Source organism: Streptomyces roseus (assembly GCF_001044425.1).
GTDB classification, from domain to species: domain Bacteria; phylum Actinomycetota; class Actinomycetes; order Streptomycetales; family Streptomycetaceae; genus Streptomyces; species Streptomyces roseus.
In genome coordinates this window covers 116,832-129,826 of the sequence record NZ_LFML01000102.1, presented here as the reverse complement: position 1 = coordinate 129,826, position 12,995 = coordinate 116,832, and the positions used below count along the sequence as shown (strand labels likewise).

General features: G+C 71.8%; 17 protein-coding genes and 1 pseudogene. 6 read left to right on the top strand and 12 right to left on the bottom strand.

What is annotated here, in order from left to right; all coding sequences use genetic code 11:
• Nucleotides 1-129: 129 nt before the first annotated feature.
• The 6 genes from ACS04_RS24320 to ACS04_RS24295 form a co-directional block, all read right to left on the bottom strand.
• Nucleotides 130-780: a hypothetical protein gene (locus ACS04_RS24320; protein ID WP_048478842.1), complete on the bottom strand. Its 651-nt coding sequence runs from the start codon at nt 778-780 to the stop codon at nt 130-132.
• Entirely contained in the window at nt 777-1,268 is a 492-nt protein-coding gene (locus ACS04_RS24315) for a DUF6114 domain-containing protein (protein ID WP_048478841.1), read from the bottom strand. Before ACS04_RS24315 ends, ACS04_RS24320 begins: the two co-directional genes overlap by 4 nt.
• The gene (locus ACS04_RS24310) at nt 1,259-1,867 is read right to left on the bottom strand and encodes a DUF6230 family protein (protein ID WP_048478840.1); all 609 of its coding nucleotides are present in this window, start codon (nt 1,865-1,867) and stop codon (nt 1,259-1,261) included. Before ACS04_RS24310 ends, ACS04_RS24315 begins: the two co-directional genes overlap by 10 nt.
• Before the next feature lie 192 nt (nt 1,868-2,059).
• Complete coding sequence (locus ACS04_RS24305) at nt 2,060-2,938, bottom strand: MerR family transcriptional regulator (protein WP_245236518.1); 879 nt, start codon at nt 2,936-2,938, stop codon at nt 2,060-2,062.
• Nucleotides 2,939-2,990: 52 nt separating this feature from the next.
• The gene (locus ACS04_RS24300) at nt 2,991-4,178 is read right to left on the bottom strand and encodes a methyltransferase (RefSeq protein ID WP_048478910.1); all 1,188 of its coding nucleotides are present in this window, start codon (nt 4,176-4,178) and stop codon (nt 2,991-2,993) included.
• Between the two features lie 57 nt (nt 4,179-4,235).
• A complete protein-coding gene (locus ACS04_RS24295; RefSeq protein ID WP_048478839.1) occupies nt 4,236-4,589 on the bottom strand; it encodes a tetratricopeptide repeat protein in 354 nt (117 codons plus the stop codon).
• A gap of 106 nt (nt 4,590-4,695) precedes the next feature.
• Between ACS04_RS24295 and ACS04_RS24290 the strand changes: the two genes are divergently transcribed.
• Nucleotides 4,696-5,661 carry a pirin family protein gene (locus tag ACS04_RS24290; RefSeq protein ID WP_048478838.1) on the top strand — a complete coding sequence of 322 codons (966 nt, stop codon included), beginning with the start codon at nt 4,696-4,698 and terminating at the stop codon, nt 5,659-5,661.
• 272 nt (nt 5,662-5,933) lie between these two features.
• On the opposite strand, the pseudogene ACS04_RS24285 reads toward ACS04_RS24290, so the two are convergent.
• The 4 genes and pseudogenes from ACS04_RS24285 to rpmB all read right to left on the bottom strand — a co-directional run.
• Nucleotides 5,934-6,376, bottom strand: a pseudogene (locus tag ACS04_RS24285) (CobW family GTP-binding protein); the annotation flags it as partial.
• Nucleotides 6,377-6,381: 5 nt separating this feature from the next.
• Nucleotides 6,382-6,552, bottom strand: a complete 171-nt coding sequence (rpmF, locus tag ACS04_RS24280; RefSeq protein ID WP_048478837.1) for a 50S ribosomal protein L32 — start codon at nt 6,550-6,552, stop codon at nt 6,382-6,384.
• A gap of 110 nt (nt 6,553-6,662) precedes the next feature.
• Nucleotides 6,663-6,968 (bottom strand): 30S ribosomal protein S14, encoded by a 306-nt coding sequence (rpsN, locus tag ACS04_RS24275; RefSeq protein ID WP_048478836.1) that lies wholly within the window; start codon nt 6,966-6,968, stop codon nt 6,663-6,665.
• A complete protein-coding gene (gene rpmB / locus ACS04_RS24270) occupies nt 6,968-7,204 on the bottom strand; it encodes a 50S ribosomal protein L28 (protein ID WP_048478835.1) in 237 nt (78 codons plus the stop codon). Before rpmB ends, rpsN begins: the two co-directional genes overlap by 1 nt.
• An 84-nt stretch (nt 7,205-7,288) precedes the next feature.
• On the opposite strand from rpmB, the gene rpmG reads away from it, so the two are divergent.
• From rpmG to rpsR, 4 genes are read left to right on the top strand one after another with little or no spacing between them, the layout of a single operon-like run.
• A complete protein-coding gene (gene rpmG, locus ACS04_RS24265) occupies nt 7,289-7,453 on the top strand; it encodes a 50S ribosomal protein L33 (protein ID WP_048478909.1) in 165 nt (54 codons plus the stop codon).
• Nucleotides 7,454-7,458: 5 nt separating this feature from the next.
• Nucleotides 7,459-7,716: a type B 50S ribosomal protein L31 gene (locus tag ACS04_RS24260; protein WP_048478834.1), complete on the top strand. Its 258-nt coding sequence runs from the start codon at nt 7,459-7,461 to the stop codon at nt 7,714-7,716.
• The gene (locus tag ACS04_RS24255; protein ID WP_048478833.1) at nt 7,713-8,867 is read left to right on the top strand and encodes a CobW family GTP-binding protein; all 1,155 of its coding nucleotides are present in this window, start codon (nt 7,713-7,715) and stop codon (nt 8,865-8,867) included. The genes ACS04_RS24260 and ACS04_RS24255 overlap by 4 nt, the downstream gene beginning before the upstream one ends.
• Before the next feature lie 18 nt (nt 8,868-8,885).
• Nucleotides 8,886-9,155 (top strand): 30S ribosomal protein S18, encoded by a 270-nt coding sequence (gene rpsR / locus ACS04_RS24250; protein ID WP_048478832.1) that lies wholly within the window; start codon nt 8,886-8,888, stop codon nt 9,153-9,155.
• A 759-nt stretch (nt 9,156-9,914) separates the two neighbouring features.
• Here rpsR and ACS04_RS24240 read toward each other — a convergent pair.
• Nucleotides 9,915-11,927 carry an ABC transporter ATP-binding protein gene (locus tag ACS04_RS24240; protein WP_048478830.1) on the bottom strand — a complete coding sequence of 671 codons (2,013 nt, stop codon included), beginning with the start codon at nt 11,925-11,927 and terminating at the stop codon, nt 9,915-9,917.
• Nucleotides 11,928-12,422: 495 nt separating this feature from the next.
• On the opposite strand from ACS04_RS24240, the gene ACS04_RS24235 reads away from it, so the two are divergent.
• Nucleotides 12,423-12,698: an isoamylase early set domain-containing protein gene (locus ACS04_RS24235; RefSeq protein ID WP_048478829.1), complete on the top strand. Its 276-nt coding sequence runs from the start codon at nt 12,423-12,425 to the stop codon at nt 12,696-12,698.
• On the opposite strand, the gene ACS04_RS36595 is transcribed toward ACS04_RS24235, so the two are convergent.
• The coding region (locus tag ACS04_RS36595; protein WP_158977479.1) for an STAS domain-containing protein at nt 12,643-12,995 on the bottom strand (353 nt) is incomplete at its 5' end. The two genes, ACS04_RS24235 and ACS04_RS36595, sit on opposite strands and share 56 nt — an antisense overlap.

Sequence of the window (12,995 nt, the reverse complement as noted above, 5' to 3'; positions counted from 1 at the left end):
CCGCTGAGCCCCGGTACCGCCGAGAGGCCCGCCGGCCCCGGATCACTCCGGGGCCGGCGGGCCTCCTCGTACGGTCGGTCGCCGCCTGTCGGGGGCGGCCGACAAGGGCCGGGGTTCAGGGGCCGATGGTCAGGGGCCGACGGTGATCTGCTGGGCCGGGTCGGTCGTGTCGGTGACCTTGTACACGGCGTTGAAGACGGAGGAGGTCGCGCTGGTCGGGCAGCCGAACCCGCCGGTGACCGTCACCGGCACGGAGGCGTTCGTGAAGGTCAGGCTCGGCGGGGCGCCGTTCGTCCAGCTCCCGGCGACGTTCGCCGGAGCGGTCGGTGCGGCGGTGACCGTGCAGGTGGCGAGGCCGGAGGTCTGCACGACCAGGCCGCCGGCCGGGACGGTCATGGTGGCGGTGATCGGGGAGCCGTTCTGCATCGACACCGACCAGGCACCACTGGTGGTGACCGTCGGGGTCACACCGAACATGCTGGAGGTGCAGGAGCTGTACGTCGGCGGGGAGATCGGGGAGGAGACGGGCCCGGAGGCGTTCTGGTTGCCGGGGGCGGCAGGGACGGTGCCGGTGGAGACGGAGACCGTACAAGTCACCGTCACCGAACCTGCCTTGAGGGTGGCCTTGCCGCTGAGGGTGGCCTTGAACGAGTGCCCGGCCGGGGTGACGGTGGTCGATCCGGCCAGCGGCGCGGGCGCGGCGGTGGCGGTGACCGAGGCCACCGACAGCGCTCCGGCGGCGGCCAACCCGAGGGCGAGCGCGGTACGCGTGCGGCTCATGGCTGTGCTCCTTGGGGATCGGGGTGCGCGGTGGTGCCGGTTGGGGTGGTGCCGGTTGGAGTGGTTCGCGTGGGGGTGGTTCCCGTGGGGGCGGGGGACTGCGGTTCGCAGGACTCGGAGGACGGGCGCCGGGCGGGGGCGTTCGGCTGCCAGGCGAACATCAGGCCGCCGCCGAGGATCCCGAGCAGGGTGCCGATCAGGAACCCGCCCAGGTTCGACATGATCAGCGCGGCGGTGGCGATGAGCGTGGTGAGGACCCCCGCGAGGCTGCGCTGGGCGGGCGAGAACCAGGCGGTGAGGCCGAGCACGATCATGACGATGCCCATCAGGACGGACGGGATGCCCGCGATGCCCTGCTGGAGCATCACCTTCAGCGGTGCGAGCGGCAGCACGCAGATCTCGGCCCCGGCGAGGATCGCGAAGAACCCTCCCCAGAACGGCCTGCCCCGACGCCACTGCCGCCACCGCCGCCGGAGGCTCAGAAGCATTCCTTCTTGCCCTTGCTGATGTTCATGCTGAGCCCGGAGAGCTTGAAGGTGCCCGCGTTCGTGGCCCAGGCCGTCTGCTGCAGACCGGTGATGCTGACCGTGTCCGCCTGCTGGGCGAACAGGTCCTGCATGCCCACGGCTTCCGCCGGCCCCTTGTCGAGGGTGGAGGCGTCGCGGCCGATCTCGATGTTGCTGAACACGGCGTCGCCGGCGAGCTGGGTGGCGTCGACGAACAGGTTGCTGGCCTCGACGGGGGCCTTCTTGCCCGCGGTGAGGTTGAGCGAGATGTCGCCGACGACCGGGAGCGTGGTGACGACGGACTGGCAGAGGCTGTGCAGCTTGGCCTCCTTGATGGCGGTGACCGCCACGGGGATGAGCTCCTCGCGGGCGTTGACGTCGATGCTGCCGTACTGGGCGAAACCCTCGCCCTCCAGGCTCGTCGCCGACACCTTGAACTGCTGGCCCGATACGGCGAAGGAGGCGGCGAGCGCACCTTGCGCGAGGGCGAGGCCGAGACCCGCGGTCACGGCGATGGCGGGGATGGTCAGGACGGCGAAGCGGCGCCAGCGGACGCGGCCGCCTCCCTCGCCGTCCTTCATCCCATCTCTGCCGGGCGGAGCGGAGGAATCCGATAAGTTGGGGGAATCTGCCATGAGATCGTCCCTTATTTCGGCTGTGCACCGTTGTTACCGACGAGTTGAATGTAAGAGTGCCAATGGGGGTTGGCAAGGTTGCTCGGCCGTGCCTTTTCGGCCGACTCCTACCGGTCGGTCACCGCCTCCTGGACCGCCTCAGGCCTTCTTGCGGAGCAGTTCGGCGACCTCCGCCTCAACCCGCTGCGCCATGGCGCGGGCGAACTCCGAAGCCACGACCTCGCCCGCCACCGGACGCAGCGCGGCCACCGCGTCCGAGACGTGATCCAGTTGGGTGGCCGAAAGCCGCTCCAATCCGTCCGGTCCGATCACATGCCGCCGGAACAGTCCGACGAACCGGTCGGCGACCGCGGCCGCCTGCGTCTGCACGAAGTCCCCCGCGTCGAGGATCTCCGCGAGCGGTACGCCCTGGCGCACGAGCGTGAGCGTGGCCTCCAGCAGCCGCCGGCTCCGGTGCGTCACCCGGTCGCCGTCGATCCGTACGTACCCCAGCTCCGCGGCGCGCCGGGTGTCCTCGGCCGTCCCCGCCGGGCCGAACAGGCGGCGCAGTTCGGCCAGGGACATGGTGACGGGCTCCTCGTTGACCCAGTCGCGGGTCATCGCCCGCTCGAAGCCGAGGAGTTGGGACAGGCCGCCGCCGGCCTCCCAGGCGTGCAGCAGCTCCGCGATGCCGTTGACGGTGTACCCGCGTCCGAGGAGGTCGCTGATCAGGCGCAGCCGGGTGAGGTGGTCCGCGGAGTACCAGGCGATACGGCCCTCGCGGCGCGGCGGCGGGAGCAGCCCGCGCTCCTGGTAGTAGCGCAGGTTGCGCACCTTGACGCCGGCCGCGCGAGCCAGGTCCTCGCGGCGGTAGCGCGGGCCGTCGCCGGCGCCGTCCGCGCCGGCGTCCGTACGGCTCGGCGTACTGCCGTCCGTACGGCCCGGCCTACTGCCGTCCGTACGGCTCGGCGTACTGCCGTCCGTACGGCCCGGCCTACTGCCGTCCGTACCGTCGTCTTCTCGTACCTGGCTGCTCACGCGGCCGAGTGTAGGGCGAACCGGGGGAGCTACCGGCGGGTGTACCGGCAGGTCACATGGGGCGCGGCCGCTCCTCCTGCTTGACCGCCCGCAGCACCACGAACTTCGGTTCGCTCGCGGCGACTTCGCTGTTGCCGAAGAGGCGGCGCAGGTGGGTGTGGTAGCCCATGTGGCGGTTGGCAACCACCCACAGCTCCCCGCCCGGACGCAGCACCTTGCGCGACTGCGCGAACATGCGCAGCGCCGTCGCGTCCGTCGTCGCCTGGTGGGAGTGGAACGGCGGGTTGCACAGCACCAGGTCGACGGAGCCCGGGTCCAGCATGGACACGCCGTCGCCGACGAGGAAGTCGGCCCGCTCGCGCTCGCGCTGCACGTTGGCCCGGAAGGTGGCCTTGGCCGAGGCGACGGCCTGGTACGACTCGTCGGTGAAGACGATCTCGGCCTTGGGGTCCGCGACCGCGACCGCCGTGCCGACGATGCCGTTGCCGCAGCCCAGGTCCACGACGCGGGCGCCGTTCGTGTTGTTCGGGATGCTCTGGAGGAAGAAGCGGGTGCCGACGTCGAGCCGGTCCGCGCAGAAGATGCCGGCGTGGTTGACGGCGGTCAGGCCGGCGCCCGAGCCCGCGTCCTCGTCCAGGGTGTACGTCACCGGCCACGGGTCGACGGCACGCGTCGAGGTGGCGGTGGGCGTGCAGAAGATCAGCCGGGCCTTCTTCTCGGCGAGCGAGGTCCTCGTCGGGCCGAGGATCTTCTCGAAGAGCTTCAGCGTGGAGGTGTGGATCTCCTTGACCATGCCCGTGCCCACGACGACCGTGCCGGCGTGCACGTGCGGGGCCAGCCGGTACAGCTGGTCCTCCAGCAGCGCCAGGCTCTTGGGCACCCGTACGAGGAGCACGTCGATCCGCTCGGGCGGCGCGTCCTGCGTGGTCAGCAGCCGTACCGTGGACTTGGCGGTGCCGATCCCGGCCCGGTCCAGGTTGGCGGCGGTGCCGGCCCGGGCCAGGTAGGAGTCGGTGATCTGCACGGGGTGGTACGCGGCCAGCGCCGTCGTGAGCGCACCCCAGCGGTCCCCGAGGATGGTGATCTGCCCGGCGCCGGACAGGTCCACCGGGCCGTGGTCGCCGGTACCGGCGTCGAGGTGGCGCAGCAGGTACTCGTCGGCGGCGTCCCAGGCGCGGAGCTGGTCGCGCGGGTCTTCGGGGAAGCGGGTGAGCTCGTAGGAGCCGAAAGGCGTGGTCAGACGGTTCATCGTGACCCCAGGCTAACCGAGGAGGCGGCCCGGCCCCGCACCATCGCCTCACCGCTCGGGGAACTCGCCCGCCATCGCGGCGGCCATCCGCAGGTGGGGGCGGGCTTCCTCGGCGCGGCCCCGGCGCTCCAGCGTCCGGCCGAGCATCAGGTGCGCGTAGTCCTCCACCGGCCAGTCCTCCAGGATGGCGCGGAGCTCCTGCTCGGCGCGCGAGAGCTGCGCGGAGTGGTAGTAGGCGCGGGCCAGCAGCAGCCGGGGCGCGAGCTGGCCGGGGGCCTCCTGCGCCAGCGCGCGCAGGATCTGCGCGGCCCTCGCGTACTCCTTCGCGTCGAAGAAGAGCCGGGCGCGCTCCCAGCGCTCGGCAGCCGTGCCGTGCTCGAAGTACGTGGTCGGCGCGTTCATGGGGCCCCTTCCGCCGTTCGGGTGGTGCTTTCGCACGCTCCAACACGTGAGGGTGGCCGGACATTCCACCGAACGCGGGACGGGCGGCGGTACTAAGTTGTGCCGTATGAGCAATCTCGATCGCCAGCCCGCTCTCTCCGCCTGCGGCGGCCGCGGCTTCGTCGTGGCCGAACCCGTGCGCGAGCTCCTCAGCCCGCGCACGGTCAGGCTCGGGGAATCCACCGAGGTCCGCCGACTCCTGCCGAACCTGGGCCGCCGCATGGTGGGCGCCTGGTGCTTCGTCGACCACTACGGGCCGGACGACATCGCCGGCGAACCCGGCATGCAGGTCGCCCCGCACCCCCACTGCGGTCTCCAGACCGTGAGCTGGCTCCACGACGGCGAGGTGCTCCACCGCGACAGCGTGGGCAGCCTGGAGACGATCCGCCCGCGCGAGCTCGGCCTGATGACCTCGGGCCGCGGGATCAGCCACTCGGAGGAGAGCCCCCGCGCGCACGGCCGCATCCTGCACGGGGCCCAGCTGTGGGTGGCCCTCCCGGAGGAGCACCGGCACGTGGACCCGCACTTCCAGCACCACGCGGAGCTCCCGCAGGTGACCGCCCCGGGCCTGACGGCGACGGTGATCCTGGGCACCCTGGACGGCGCGACCTCGCCCGGTACGGCGTACACCCCGATCGTGGGAGCGGACCTGACCCTGGCGGCGGGCACGGAGACCAGGCTCCCCCTGAACCCGGACTTCGAGTACGCGGTGCTGTCGATGTCGGGCGAGGCCCACGTGGACGGCGTCCCGGTCCTGGCGGGCTCGATGCTGTACCTCGGCTGCGGCCGCACGGAACTCCCCGTCCGCGCGACCTCGGACGCGGGCCTCATGCTCCTGGGCGGCGAACCGTTCGAGGAGGAGATCGTGATGTTCTGGAACTGGATCGGCCGCTCCCACGAGGACATCGCGCAGGCCCGCGAAGACTGGATGACGGGCACCCGCTTCGGCGAGGTGAAGGGCTACGACGGACCCCCCATCCCGTCCCCCGAACTCCCGCCGACGCACCTGAAGCCACGCGGACGGGTGCGCTGACCTGCTGATGTGTGAGCGCGAGGGCTGGATGACGTCCTCTTGCCCGGCACTCCGGATCTGGCGTCGCAGGGGAAGGCGCGACTTTACTGACGAGTGATCAGATCGCGGGACGCGTGTCCCTGTTCGGGCCGGACGGTGATCGGATCGGGCCTCTTCGGGCCGGACGGTGATCGGGCTGCGAGCACCATCCGGCCCGGGGTGTCCGGGGCCGGGGCGTCAGGCCGCTGCGTGCTCGTGCTCGCAAGTGGCGTCGATGCCGTACGTCTCCCACTCCGGGAACTCGTCCTCGGTCCGACCAGGTCGAGCTTGTTCAGCACGAGCACGAGCACGTCCGCGAACTCGACCTGGTCCATCAGGAGGTCGCTGACGGTGCGCCCGTCGTCCTCGTACTGGTCCAGGCCCGCGCGGCGAGTTCGTCGCCGCCGTCGAGTTCGGCGAGGAAGTTCGCGGCGTCCACCGCCGTCACCATCGTGTCCAGGCGGGCCAGGTCGCCGAGAGCGGCGCCGTCGTCGCGGGGGCGTTCCTCGGTGCGGGACAGGGCCGCCCCACCGCCGCGCACGAGTGCGGCGTCGATGTTGACCTCGCTCATGTCGTTGACGATGACGGCGACCCGCAGGCCCTCGTGGTTGCCGAGCACGTGGTTGAGGAGGGTGGTCTTGCCGGCCCCGAGGAAGCCGGTCAGGACGGTCACCGGCAGCCGGTGGTCCAGTGCCATGCGGCTCAGCCCTCCGGATGGAGCAGGCCGCGCTCGTACGCCTTTACGAGGCGCTGCGGCACCAGGTGCACCGAGCCGTCGATGGTGACCGGAGTCAGCTGAGGGGTGCTCGCCTTCCACTGGGCGCGGCGGTGGCGGGTGTTGCTGCGGGACGTCTTCCGCTTGGGAACGGCCATGGGAACCTCCAGGGGGTCGAATGGGGGGGCGTGGTGAGGGGCCGACCGGGCGGTCCGGGGTCGGATCCCCGGATCGGGGTCGCGAGGGGGTGTCGGGTCGAGCTGCCGGATCACCAGCTGCTCTTGGTCACCCCGGGGAGTTCGCCGGCGTGGGCCATCTCCCGCACGCGGATGCGGGACAGGCCGAAGGCGCGCAGGTGGCCGCGGGGGCGGCCGTCGACGGCGTCGCGGTTGCGGACACGGGTGGCGCTGGCGTCGCGGGGCTGGCGCCGCAGTTCCCGCTGGGCCGCCGCACGTTCCTCGTCGGAGGTCCGGGGGCCGGCGATGATCGCCTTCAGGGCGGCGCGGCGCACGGCGTAACGGGCGACGGTCAGGCGCCGCCGCTCGTTCTTGGCGATCTTGCTCTTCTTGGCCATCAGGCCTTTCCTCCCCGGGCTCGGATCCGGGCCACGGCCGCCTCGACGCCGATGGTGTCGACGGTCTTGACGCCCTTGGCGCTGAGGGTGAGCCGGACATGCCGGCCCTCACTGGGCAGCCAGTAGCGCTTGCTCTGGATGTTCGGGTCGAAGCGTCGCTTCGTGCGGCGGTGCGAGTGGGAGACGTTGTTGCCGAAGCCGGGGCGGCGACCGGTGAGTTGGCAGTGGGCGGACATGGTTCCTCGTCTGTTCGGGAGTGGTGTGGCCTCACCGTAGCAGCTAAATGAAAATGAAAACCAATAGCGTGTATGCTGCCGACCATGGCACGAAACGAACTGCGCCCGATCGTCAAGCTGAGGTCCACCGCCGGAACCGGCTACACCTACGTGACCCGCAAGAACCGCCGCAACGACCCCGACCGGATCACCCTCCGCAAGTACGACCCGGTCGTCGGCCGCCACGTCGACTTCCGAGAGGAGCGCTGAGCCCGATGAAGCCCGGAATCCACCCCGCGTACCGGCCCGTCGTCTTCCGCGACCGCGCCGCCGACTTCGCCTTCCTCACCCGGTCCACGGCCACCGGCGACAAGACCGTCGACTGGGAGGACGGCAACACCTACCCCGTCATCGACGTCGAGATCTCCTCGGAGAGCCACCCCTTCTACACCGGCACCCAGCGGGTGTTGGACACCGCGGGCCGTGTCGAGCGCTTCGAGCGCCGCTACGGGCGGGGAAGGGGGGGACGGTGAGCGCTGCCACCCGGCTGCCGGTGGTGATCGTCGGCGGACTGTGCGAGGGCGCCCGCCGTGCCGCGGTCGCAGACATCCTGCGCGCCGTCCCCGGCACCGTCGTCCTGCACCACGACCTGTCCACGGGGCCCGAGGGCTCGGTACGCCGCGTCATCCGCGATCTCAACGGCCCCTTCGCATGGGGAGAAGCCCCGCTGGTGAACGACTGCGCCTGCTGCGCGCTGCGCGAGGACCTGGTCCCGGAGCTCGTGCGGCTCGCCGGCGCGGGAACCTACCGGCTGGCCGTCGTCGAGCTGTGGGACTCGGTCGAGCCGCAGGCGATGGCGGCGGTCATCGCGGCGGAGAGCGCGTCCCTGGAACTGACCGGGGTGGCCACCGCGGTCGATCCGGCGCTGGTACTGCCCTACCTGTCCAACGGCGACGACCTGGCCGAAGCGGGCCTGGCGGCCGCCCCGACCGACCGGCGCACCGTGGCCGACACCTTCGCCCGGCAGATCGAGTACCCGACGGTCATCGCCCTCGCCGCGGGCGACGAGCCCGCGGACGAGAGCGACTCGGCCCTGCTCGCCCAACTGACACCCGCCGCCCGCCACCTCCGGGTCGCAGACGGGACCCTCGCGCCCGCCCTGCTGGCCGGGTTCGACCTCGAGGCGGCGGCCGCCCGGCAGCATCCGGCGTGCGCTCTGCTGCCGCAGGAGGTCGACGAGCACGGAGTCACCACCCTGGTGTGGCGGCGCGACAGGCCCTTCCATCCGGGACGGCTGCATGCGGCGCTGGAGCATCTGACCTGTGCCGCCGCCCGTATCCGCGGGCGGTTCTGGCTGGCCGACCGGCCCGACACCCTGCTGGCCTGGGACGCCGCGGGCGGCGCGCTGTGCGTGGAATCCGTGGGCCCCTGGCTGGCGGCACTCCCCGAGGCCGCCTGGGAGATGGTGCCCGCGGAACGGCGCGTGGCCGCCGCACTCGACTGGCACCCCGAGCACGGCGACCGCTGCCAGCACCTCACCTTCACCTCGCCCGACCTCGACCGCGAGAACCTCATGCTGCTGCTCGACTCCTGCCTGCTCGACGACGCCGAGTACGCGGCCGGCCCGCAGACGTGGGCCGGGCTGTCGCACGCCTTCGACGAACTGCTCGACCCCATCCACTGACTGCGAAAGGAACCGGACATGCCCCGCCGCGCCCTTGCCAAGCCCAAGGCGACCAAGCGCAAGACCAACCCGCTGGACGCCGCCGGCATCCACTACGTCGACTACAAGGACACCGATCTGCTACGGAAGTTCATCTCCGACCGCGGCAAGATCCGCAGCCGCAGGGTGACCCACGTGACGAGTCGGCAGCAGCGACGGATCGCCCGGGCCATCAAGACCGCCCGAGAGATGGCGCTGATCCCCTGCGGCTCCCTCCCGCTAGCAGCCCACGACGTCTGCGCATCCTGACGCCACCGCCAGGGCGCCTGCCCGCCCTGTGCCTGTTCGCGTGCCGAGGCGGCGTGTGCCCGGCGCTGAAGGCGAGGGGTGGGGAGCCGCATGGCTGCCTGGGTATTCCACCAGCAGTGGGCGTCGGGAGAGGACGCGGCCTTGCGTGCCCGCCCGGTGCCGGCGGCAGCCCGAAGACGTTGTGCTGGACGTGCAGGACACGGCGGTCGTGGCGACGACGACCGCGCTGCACGTGATGTGCCCCGGCATGGTCGAGCGGTTCGTGGGCTCGGCGTCTTCGTCCGGCAACCGCAACAGGGTGGCCAGCAACGGCACTTCAGCGGCGGCAGCGCTCCGGGTAGGCGGTGACGAGATCGCGGATGCGCGCGCGGGAGGGCGGCAGGAGGGCCTCACAGGCCGGTGGGACGGTGGGATGGCGGAGTCGGCGGCGCTCTGGGGCCGCGGGGCCGCGGGGCCGCACCCGCAGGATCAGCGGGCGGACGTGCACCTCGGGCGAGGGCGGAGTTGCAGGGGGGAGGTCCGGGGACGGGCATCGCGGTCAAGCGGCTGACCGGGGACCGCCACAGTACGGTCACCGCGCCCAGGACCAGCGCGACCGCGTACAGCACGGGCATCGACAGCGCCTTCCTGCGGGCGGAAGGCCGGGGGGTGGGCAGCGTCACCGTGGTCCCGCCTTCGTCAGCCGATGTTCCGGGGCGGCCCGGGCGGTGGGCACGTCGTGGGGAACCGGGGCGTGTGCCTGCGGGTCGAAGGGGGCGGTCATGCGTGGTCCTCGGCGCGCAGGGCGTCGTGGTCGGCGGGCTGGGCCGGGATCTCGGCATCGAAGGCCGAGGCCTGGAGCAGGTAGGCGTCCCGGAAGTCCCCGGTGCCCGTAGCGGTGTCCATCAGTTCCTCGAAGGTCCCCGACTCCGCGACCCGGCCGTCCTTCAGGACGTGGATCAGGTCCGCGTGACGCACGGAGTGGAGACGGTGGGTGATGAGCACGATCGTCTGCCCGGTGGTCGCGGCCAGGGACCTGATCTGGTCGAAGACCCGCTGTTCCGCGACGGCGTCGAGCGCGCTGGTGGGTTCGTCGACGATCAGGATCTCGGCCTGCCGGTACTTGGCGCGCGCGATGCCGACGCGCTGCCACTGGCCGCCCGAGATCTGGTGGCCGCCGCGGTAGCCGCGGGCCAGCAGCGTGTCGAGCCCGCGCGGCAGGTCGTCCAGGACCCGGTCGGCTCCGGAGAACGCGGCTGCCTCCTCGACCGCCCGGTCGCCGATGGCAGTGCCGGGCTGTCCGATGCCGACGTTCACCCGGAAGGTGAAGGGCCACTGGTAGAAGTCCTGCGACATCAGAGCGACGCGGCCGAAGACCTGGTCGCGGTCGGCGGTGCGGACATCGGTCCCGTCCCACCAGATCGTGCCGCCTCCCTCGTCCGGCAGGTACAGACCGGCCAGTAGCTTGACCAGGGTGGACTTGCCGGAGCCGTTCTCGCCCACCAGCGCGATGATCTTTCCCGTCGGGAACGACAGGCTCACCTCGTGCAGCGTGGGCTCCGGCACGGCGCTGCCGCTCCCGCCGCCGGGGTACGTGAACGTGACCTTCTCGAACCGGATCTCCCGCAGCCGCTCGGGCAGCGGCTCGCCGCCCACGGGGATGGCCCGGTTCTCCGCCTCCCGGCACAGCCGCTCGAAGTCGGCTACGAACAGCGACTCCTGATGCAGTTCGGTGACCTGGAGCACCAACCTGTCCAGACTGGCCGCGCCGGTACGGATGGCCAGGACGGCCGTGCCCGCCACCGCAAGCTCCATCGCCCCGCCCCACAACAGGGCACCGAGCGCGCCGTACGTGAGGAGGGTGGCGAGGCCGCCGGCGCCGTCGGCGACGAGCCCGATCCGTGCGGCCCGGCGGGCCAGCCGCGTCTGTTCGCGCTCGCTGGTCTCGGCCATGGTCCGGAAATGGCCCAGCAGGAAGGGGCCGACGCCGTGGACGCGTACCTCCGCCGCCGCCTCCTTCTGCGTCAGTAACTGGCCGAGCAGGTGACCGGCCCGGGCATGCTGGACGAAGGCGTGGAAGGAGATGTACCGCTGACGGGAGATCACCAGCGAACTCCAGGCGCTCGGCAGCGTCATCAGGACCAGCAGCGGCAGCAGCACCGGGTGGAGGATGGTCAGCACCCCGGCCGCGGCGATCAACGACACGGCGGCGTTGAGGGTGTTGGTGCAGTAGCGGATCATGCGCCGGGCCGAGTCCGCGCCGTACCGGGCCGCGTCCAGGAGCCGGTGGAACTCGTCGTCCTCGATCGCCGACAGCTCCGTACGGTGCACCAGCCCCAGGTACTGCTCCGTCGCCACGCGCTGCACCTTCGGCTCCAGGGCCCCGGTAGCCGCCGTCGAGGCCGAGCGCAGGAGCGATCCGAGGAACGCGGTGAGGGCCACGACGGTGAGGGCTGGTACCGCCTGGGTGAGGCGTTCGTTGGTGCTGCCGGCCGCGAGGACGTGCCCGAGCACACTGTTGACGGCGACCAGGCCGACCGCCTGGGCGATGCCGCGGCAGGCCTCGGAGGTCAGGACGATGCGCAGGGCGCGCGGGTCGGCCAGGTGGGCGAGCCGCAGGCCGGTGCCCACCAGGCGGGGGAGCTGCCGGGCCATCGTCCACAGCCCGAGCCGCAGCCAGGCGCCCTCGTGCTGGCCCCAGCCGAGGTCGTAGGCCAGCTCACCGCCGAAGAGGAGGTGCTCGGAGTCCGACACCTCCGCGGCGCCGGATCCGATCGTCGACTCCTGGCTCACGCGGTCCTCCCGGTATCCGGACGTGAGGCGCGGGCACGGGCGCGGGGGGCGTCAACCCGGAGACGAGCCGGTGCCGGTCGCGCGCACCAGGCGGATCCGGGATGTTCGATTGCGGAAGGCGTGTCTGGGTGCTTCGGCGGGGCATTCACGGAGTCCTCCGGATGGGCGCACGACTGGTACTGGTGCTCTAAGAACGGCTCCCGATCGGGCCGGTCACGCCCGAATCGGGGGCCGATCGTGAACAAATGTTCCAGTCGGTCCTGGTGGGCTTGGCAGGTCTGACGCGATGCCGTTGAAACTCGCTCGAACAGGTTCCTCTCGCCCTTTCGGGGGATTGCCCGCTCCAGCCGTTCGGCGATGCGGTGGGCGGGTGATGTCGATGCGGTGGGCGGGTGATGTCGGCACTCGGCCAGCGGCGCCGGCGTGCAGCCCGGGCGTCCGCCGCCGAGGATGAGCCCGTAGCCCTCCCCGAGTCACCCGCAGTCTGGAGCCCCCATGCTGGAGCGCAGGTCGAGCAAGGACCGCACCGAGGTCACCTTCGTCCTCCCGGCCGACGCTCCGCCCGGTCCGGTCAGCGTCGTGGGCGACTTCAACGACTGGCAGCCCGGCGTCCACACCCTGCGGCCGCGCAAGGACGGCAAGCGCGCCGTCACCGTCGAGCTGCCGAGCAGGAGCAGTCACGCCTTCCGGTACCTGGCGGCGGGGGACCACTGGTTCAACGACGAGAGCGCCGGTCACCAGGACGGACCGAACAGCCTCCTGCACACCTGAGCTGCTGCGGAACGCCCTGCTTCGGACGGCACTCCTTCGCGGCCCCGCCACGGTCCGAAGGCGCGGCCTGAGAAACGACCTGGCGGTCGCCGATGGTGAAGACGGAGTCGGCGCCCGTGACCTCCAGCAGGCGCGTGACCTGACGACCCGGGGCCACCAGACGCAGGACCCGTCCGCCGGCGACCGCCACGAGGCGGGCGACCAGGAGGGCGTTGAGCCCCGCGGAGTCGCGGAAGACCAGTTCTCGGAGATCGACCGCGACCTCACGGGTGCCGGGCCGCTCCAGCGCCTCCAGCA